6 protein-coding genes and 1 pseudogene are annotated in these 7,034 nt (G+C 67.2%); 1 reads left to right on the forward strand and 6 read right to left on the reverse strand.

The genetic code is table 11. The annotated features are described in order from the left end of the window. The 6 genes and pseudogenes from V7050_RS16360 to V7050_RS16385 form a co-directional block, all read right to left on the reverse strand. A pseudogene (locus V7050_RS16360) lies at positions 1-510 on the reverse strand (ABC transporter permease); the annotation flags it as partial. Between the two features lie 100 nt (positions 511-610). Continuing rightward, complete coding sequence (locus V7050_RS16365; protein ID WP_324365219.1) at positions 611-1,720, reverse strand: ABC transporter substrate-binding protein; 1,110 nt, start codon at positions 1,718-1,720, stop codon at positions 611-613. A 23-nt stretch (positions 1,721-1,743) separates the two neighbouring features. Beyond that, positions 1,744-2,913 (reverse strand): NAD/NADP-dependent octopine/nopaline dehydrogenase family protein, encoded by a 1,170-nt coding sequence (locus V7050_RS16370; RefSeq protein WP_324365220.1) that lies wholly within the window; start codon positions 2,911-2,913, stop codon positions 1,744-1,746. 52 nt (positions 2,914-2,965) lie between these two features. Beyond that, positions 2,966-4,312: an MFS transporter gene (locus tag V7050_RS16375; protein WP_324374294.1), complete on the reverse strand. Its 1,347-nt coding sequence runs from the start codon at positions 4,310-4,312 to the stop codon at positions 2,966-2,968. 435 nt (positions 4,313-4,747) lie between these two features. Continuing rightward, positions 4,748-5,860: a PLP-dependent cysteine synthase family protein gene (locus V7050_RS16380; protein ID WP_324365226.1), complete on the reverse strand. Its 1,113-nt coding sequence runs from the start codon at positions 5,858-5,860 to the stop codon at positions 4,748-4,750. Continuing rightward, the gene (locus V7050_RS16385; protein WP_324365222.1) at positions 5,857-6,150 is read right to left on the reverse strand and encodes a hypothetical protein; all 294 of its coding nucleotides are present in this window, start codon (positions 6,148-6,150) and stop codon (positions 5,857-5,859) included. The genes V7050_RS16380 and V7050_RS16385 overlap by 4 nt, the downstream gene beginning before the upstream one ends. A 582-nt stretch (positions 6,151-6,732) precedes the next feature. On the opposite strand from V7050_RS16385, the gene V7050_RS16390 reads away from it, so the two are divergent. Then, positions 6,733-7,034 (forward strand): glutamine amidotransferase-related protein (locus V7050_RS16390; protein ID WP_442885706.1); only part of this gene is annotated, 302 nt, incomplete at its 3' end.

Here is a 7,034-nt window from a genome sequence, read left to right on the forward strand (position 1 = left end):
AAGGATCATGATCGCATAGGTGCGCACGATCTCCCCGACCCAGAACGGGATCAGCAGCAGCAGAAGAAGCAGCATCTGGTTGTCGCGCTTGACGTGGCGCGACAGGAAATAGGCCACCGGATAGACCAGCACGAGGGTGGCGAAGGTCAGCACCACCGAGAACACCAGGGTGCGGAAGAACGGCCTGAGGAAGATCACCTCGGTGAAGAAGGTCCGCCAGTTGTCCAGGGTGAATTGCGGCGTGTGCCCGACCGATGGCGGATAGGAATCGAGAAAGCTCACGCGGATCATCTGCAGGATCGGCCCGAGATGGGCGAACAGGACCCAGAAGATCGGAAAGGCCGCCAGCAGGACGAATTGCCGGCGGGTCGAGCCGAACACGTAGTCGGTGACTGCACGATAGGGGCCGGAATGGGAGAGCCGCCCCCAGAAGGTCGGGGCGTCACCCTTGCCGGACGCGGGCCTTCGGGAGGTGTCCGCAGCGGTTTCCGAGCGGGACGTTGTTGACATCTGATCTCCTCGTCGGTCGCACGCGGCTTGCGCAGCAACCCCAGGTGCAGCGTGGTGACAGGGGGCAGCCCCGGCAACGCGGGCCGGGGCCGCAATCGGGTCAGGCGGCCTTGATCTCCTCGACCGCCGGATCGATCAGGCTGTATTTCATGTCGTTGGCCTCGGCCCGGAAGAACTGGAGGTTCTCCAGTTGCTCGTCGGGAAGCGAGGAGGCGGCCTTTTCGAGATCGGACAGGTGCTCCGACGCTCCCTTGTAGGTCGAGATGAAGCCTGTCGATCTGGTCAGCTCCGCGCCGATCTCGGAACTCGCCAGCATGGCGTCGAGGAACTTGTAGGCATTGTCCGCATTCGGCGCGTTGTTGGCGATGTTCAGCGTGTAGACGAAACCGTAGGAACCCTCGTCGGGAACGCTCATCCCCAGGGGCATCCCGTCCATGATCAGCTGCGAGATCGGCCCGTTCCAGGCGTGGCACAGCACCACGTCCTGATTGACAAGCATCTGCTGAATCTCGGCGCCGGAATCGTAGTATTTCCGCACCAGCGGCTTGTGCTCGATCAGGAAGTCGCGCGCCTCGGAGACGATGCGGGCCGCCTCGTCGGGATCGTCCAAATAGGCGATCATGTTGCCGTCATAGCCCAGGTAGAGAATGACGATCGACATCAGGTCCGACGGGATGTAGGCGGTCTGCTGCTTGTAGTCTTCGGAGAACAGCGTGTCCCAGGTGTTGCGGCGGTCCTCCGGCACGAAATCCGTGTTGTAGGCCATGATCTCGGCCCCCGACAGGATCGGTGCGCCCCATTTGTTGCCGTTGATCGTGGCCCAGTCGCCGTCGGAATAGACCGGATTGATGTTGCCCCAGTTGGCCAGCCGGCCGGTATCGAGCGGCGCGATCAGTTCCGAGTCGATGAACTGCAGGAAGCGGTGGCCGGCGACGGTCAGAATGTCGACCGACGGGTTGGGCTGTTCGGCGGCCAGAAGGTTGAACTGCTTGCCCTGGTCGTCCACCAGACGGATCCGCACCTCGATGCCGGTTTCCTTCTCGAAAGCCTGCTTGAGGTCTTCCGGCACGAATTCGTCGTAGGTCCAGACGTTCACCACTCCGCCCGATTGCGCGGCCGAGGAGCGCAGATAGGCCGGCGAGGCCAGGAGTGCGGAGGCCCCCGCCGCGGTGCCCAGAAAGCGGCGCCTGGATTGGATCAGCTTTGTCATTCGTCTCTCTCCCCGTGTTGACTTCAGTGATGATCGGCGGGCTGGGTGGATGCTCCCGAGACCTGGCTGCCGCCATTGCCGGTTCGCGCGGGAACGTCGGGCAGGATGCCATCCCGGATGGACGCCTGCAATTGCTCAAGGCTCATGCCATCGAGCCCGATGGCGTCGACCAGCACGTTCTCGCGCGCGAAATCGCGACCGTACATGGCCGAGAAGATGTCGATCCCCGCCCGATGCAGCGTCGCGGGGCGGCCGGTCATCTCGCCCAGTCTGGTGGTCAGGACCAGCCCGAACGGCACGTCCTCGGTGACGTAGCGGCTGTCCGCGGTGGCCGGTCCGGTGCCGCCGTTGCCCATCTCGTGCATGCGCTGGTTCATCTCCGAGATGCTGGCGACGGGCACGTGGAAGGACAGGTGGAAATGCTCGAAGATCGTGCGCACCGACAGGCCGAGCGCGGCGGCGATCTCCAGCCGCTCCCGGTCCAGCGCCTCGAGCAGGCGCCCGACATGGGGAGTGACGTTCTGCCCCTGGCTCCAGGTCTCGCCGCGCTCCATCCGGGTCATGTTGCCGAGCGCGATGCCCATGTGGTTCTGCGGGTTGAGGTTGCTGAGCGATATCGCCAGGAGACCGTCGCGCATCTTGAAACGATCGCCGAACAGGCGCTGGCAGATCGCCAGCCCCTCGCCGGACAGGCGTTCCGGCACGGTGCAGATGTCGACGCTCTTGCGCAGAGTGTTGACCTTGACATGCGTCAGATCCGGCTGCTGGCGGCCGGTAACGATCGTCGTGCCCCAGGCCGCGATCGGCGCGACCACCCCGCGCCGCGCCAGGAGGTCCGACAGATAGAGCGCACCCAGCGAGGCGTGCGAGCTGATGATCACCGGCTGGCCCGGGCGGATATGCGGCGCCAGCGCGTCCATCACCGCCTTGTGCCCATAGGCCGGCAGCACGATCATCAGGACGTCGCTGGCCTCGGCAAGCGCGCGGGCGCTCTCTGCGATGGCGGGTCGGAAGGAACCTTCCACGGCCCCGGTCGCAACCAGGTCGGCCCCCGCGGCCAGCGCCCGGGTCCGCGCCCCCGACGGCGACCACAGCATCGCCGGGACCGCGTTCCTGCTCAGAAAGGCGGCTGTGGCGAAGGCCACCGATCCGGCCCCCGCGATTCCGACAGAAATCTCGCTCTCCTTCGTCATGTCCGTCTACCGGCCCTCGCTTGCGGTTCGCTTCATTCCCACGGGTCACTATTCACGGGCGCTCCGGGGATGGCCATCGCGGATGCAACTCGTCGATGTGAAACCTGTGCGAATGCACGATGGCGCGCGCGCCGTCGACCGCCCGATAGGCGCCGGACCGAACATGCGGATGCGAGGGCAGGAGGCCGGTATGCACGTGGCTGAGCTCGGCCGGATCATCGGCCGGCCAGAGAAGGGCGGTTGCCGCCGTGATCACAAGCGTCGCCGTCCCGAGGGTCACGAGCGCCGCCGCGAGCCCCAGTTCCGATCCGAGCCAGCCCGACAGCGGATAGGCGATCAGCCAGGCCGCGTGCGACAGCGAGAATTGCGCGGCGAAGAGCGCCGGGCGGTCCGCGCGTGCGGAGGACCGCACCAGAAGCAACGAACCCGGCGTCAGCACCAGCGAGGACATGGCCCCCAGCCCCGCCCAGAGCGCCAGCAACCCGGCGAAATCCGGCTCGGACAGGATGGTGAAGGCCAGCCCGCCCATGGACGCGGCTCCGCCGAGCATCAGGCGGCGTTCGGACAGGTGGCGCAACAGGCGCGGCACCGCGAGGGCAGCAACGATCGACCCGGCGCCGAAAGCGGCCATGAGATCGGTATAGACCGCGGCGCCCCCTCCGAAACGCAGCCCGGCATAGGCCGCGGAATTGACCAGAACCCAGGCCATGGTCAGCGACATGGCGAAATTGACCGCCAGAAGCCCGCGCAACCGGACGGTGTGCAGATAGATGGCATAGCCCTTGGCCAGCCGCCGCCGGAACGGCTCGGTCACCCCCGCGGTGCCGCGGGCCGGCAAGCGGGCGCCGAACAAGGCGGCCGCCGACAGCGCGAAGGCCAGGGCCGTGCCCAGAAGCAGCGCCGGCGGCGCCACCAGCATGAGGAGCAACCCGGCCAGGACCGGGCTCACCAGGGTTTCGAGATTGCCGGCCGCGCGCGACAGCGACAGCGCCCGCGCATATTGCGCCTCGTCCGCGAGCACGTCGGGGATGGTGCTCTGATAGGCCGGGGTGAAGGCGGCCGAGCACATCTGGAACAGGAACATCAGGAGATAGACCTGCCAGACCGCATCCGTCAGCGGCAGGAGAAGCGCGAGCGTCAGTCGCGCCAGGTCGAGCGCGACCAGCAGCGGCCGCACCGGCACCCTGTGGACGAGGGCATTCGCGAAGGGGGCGAAGCCGACATAGGCGACCATCTTGATCGTGAAGACCCCGGACAGCAGCAACCCGGCCTGTGCGGCGCCGCCGATCTCGTAGGCCAGGAGCGCCAGCGCGACCGTCATCAGCCCGGTTCCGATCAGCGACATCAATTGCGATGCGAAGAGGTGGCGAAAGGCGCGATTTGCGAGAAGGCCGGTCACGAGCGGGCGCCCTCCGCCGTCCCGGCCCGCCCGGGCGCGGAACGCCTGCCGGCCGCCGGCCCAGATCCCGCCACGATTCCCTCCGCGGCGGGGCAAGCGGCATGTCCCTCTGCCGGGCGCGACAGCCTCGCGGTCAAAGCGTTTCCAGAGGGCCGCTCCGGGCTGGCGCCGGCACCTCCGCCGCGCGCTCGGATGCGCCTGACAGGGCTCGCCGACGAGGCGCAAGGCCCGCGGCAGGCGGTCGTCCCGCTGTCCTGGCGGCTGCAGGCGACCATCGGCGAAGCGTATCCGGCGCACGCTCCGCGGCCGGCCGGTTTCACCCTGCCCGCCCCTGGCCGCGGCAACGGCGTTGACGCAGGTCCGCGCCTGCGCGGAAGCGCCGCCCCTGCCCGTCCCATGCTGCCCGCACCTGGGATCGCCACCTCCTTCCCGGCCTCAATCCGTCAAGGGCTGGCCGTGATCGAGGAAGCGTTCGATCCGCTCCCGCCACGGCGCGAGGTCGATGTTGCGCGCGACAAGCCACGCATCGTCGTAGTAAGTGTCAGAATAGCGGTCGCCGCTGTCGCAGAGAAGCGTCACCAGCGCGCCCTCGCGCCCCCGGCGCATCATGGCTTCGGCAATGGTCAGCAACCCGAAGAAGTTGGTGCCGGTCGATCCGCCGACACGGCGGAACAGCCGCTCGGACAGCACGCGCGCCGCCGCGATCGAGGCAGCGTCGGGCACGCGGATCATGTGGTCGATCACCGTCGGGATGAAGGAAGGCTCCACCCGAGGCCGGCCGATCCCCTCGATTCGGCTCCCCGGCGCGGTCACGTCGCGGTTTCCCGTGCACCAGGCGTCGAAGAAGGCCGAGCCCTCGACATCGACGACGCAGAGCCTGGTCGCAAGCTTGTTGTAGCGGATGTAGCGCCCGATCGTGGCCGAGGTCCCACCGGTGCCCGCGCTCATGATCACCCATTCCGGAACCGGATCGGCCTCGTACTGCATCTGCTCGAAGATGCTCTGGGCGATGTTGTTGTTGCCGCGCCAGTCGGTTGCACGTTCCGCATTGGTGAACTGATCGAGATAGTGGCCACCCGTCTCCCGCGCGATGCTCTCGGCCACCTGATAGACCTCACCGGCACGGTCGACGAAGTGGCAGCGGCCGCCGAGCTGCTCGATCGCCGCTATCTTCTTGGGGCTGGTGGAGCGGGGCATCACGGCAATGAAGGGCAGATCGAGCAGCTGTGCAAAATAGGCCTCGGACACGGCCGTCGACCCCGAAGACGCTTCGATCAGTGTCGTTTCCGGGCCGATCCAGCCGTTGCAGAGGCCGTAGAGGAAGAGCGACCGCGCCAGCCGGTGCTTCAGGCTTCCGGTCGGGTGCGTGCTCTCGTCCTTGAGATAGGCCGAGATGCCCTGAAGCCCCTTGAAATAGGGGTGGATCAGATGCGTGTCGGCCGACCGTCGCGCGTCTCCGAGCAGGACGTCGATGGCGCGGCACGACCAGTCGCGGACCGGATTGTTCTCGAAGGGAATTGCCTGCGGGCATCCGTGCTCGGGCTTCATCGCCACGCCCCGCTCAGTGCAAGGATTGCGTCGATTCCGGTCTGCGCATCCTTCGGCAAGCCCGGGACGCCGAAATCGGCGCGCGCCGGCAAGGGCGCGGCGAAGAACCCGGCATGGGCCATGCTGGTCCCGGCCGGCCCGGACGGATCGCGAAGCGGCACCGTCGCCTCGACCCCGCGGCCCTGATCGGTGCCCGCGGCATCGGCGCTGGCTCCGAGCGTCTTCGGGCACTGCCGTTTCCGCATCGCGGAATCCTCCGACGCACAGGCACCCGTCAGCTGCTGTGTCATTCATCTTCCCTTCGGGGCAAGGAGGACGAGCCGTGATCGCTCCACCGGTTTGGTCTGGGCGGCCAGCCGTCGGCCCGCCTTCGAGCGGCATCTGCGGGGCGCGGCGATGCGAAAGGCGGCGCAATCCCGACGCGGTCGTGAATTCCGTTCCGTTTCGCGCCGCTGACCCGCATCCGTTCCGATGTCCCGCTGTGAGCGCCCCTCGATGCGTCAGTGATAGAGCAGGATAAGGTATCGCAAAAATACTATGTTGCTATACTGTCTATACGGAAACGCGATAGGGATCTTCGCACCCGCTTCCTTCAAGCCGGGTCGCCGAACCCGCAAGATGCCCGCGATCGCCCTTCCGGGCCGAGCGAGGAAGAAGTCCGACGTCGCCCCGTCCGGCGCCCGCCGCCGGAAATTCCCCGTCCGCCCCCGGCGGCGCGGTCGATGCCGCGGACCAGACTGGCGAGGCGGGAATATTCCCGCCGGAACCTGCAATAGTCTTCTGGAACAACGGCATAGCCTCGCCGCAGGCCGATTGTGTCGCGTCGGCGGATTCCCTTGCGAAGCGGCGCGCGCAGCCCTATTCGTGCGCCCATGACATCAGAGAGCCACCAGCGCCTGCTCATCGTCGATTTCGGCAGCCAGGTCACCCAGCTGATCGCGCGGCGATTGCGCGAGGCGCGGATCTACTGCGAGATCCATCCCTTCCAGAAAGTCGATGCCGGCTTTCTCGAAGCCTTCGCGCCGCAGGCGGTCATTCTCTCCGGCGGACCGGCCAGTGTCGTCGAGGCGGAAAGCCCGCGTGCCGACCCGGCGGTCTTCGCTCTCGGCGTGCCGGTCCTCGGGATCCGCTACCGCCAGCCGGGGATGAAGGGACAGCCCGGCCGCCCGGTGGG

Origin of the sequence: Amaricoccus sp. (assembly GCF_036846665.1) — a bacterium.
Lineage (GTDB): Bacteria > Pseudomonadota > Alphaproteobacteria > Rhodobacterales > Rhodobacteraceae > Amaricoccus.

Coding starts and splice junctions, on each gene's coding strand:
- V7050_RS16365 (WP_324365219.1), bottom strand. CDS start 1,720: ATGACAAAGCTGATCCAATCCAGGCGCCGCTTTCTGGGCACCGCGGCG.
- V7050_RS16370 (WP_324365220.1), bottom strand. CDS start 2,913: ATGACGAAGGAGAGCGAGATTTCTGTCGGAATCGCGGGGGCCGGATCG.
- V7050_RS16380 (WP_324365226.1), bottom strand. CDS start 5,860: ATGAAGCCCGAGCACGGATGCCCGCAGGCAATTCCCTTCGAGAACAAT.
- V7050_RS16385 (WP_324365222.1), bottom strand. CDS start 6,150: ATGACACAGCAGCTGACGGGTGCCTGTGCGTCGGAGGATTCCGCGATG.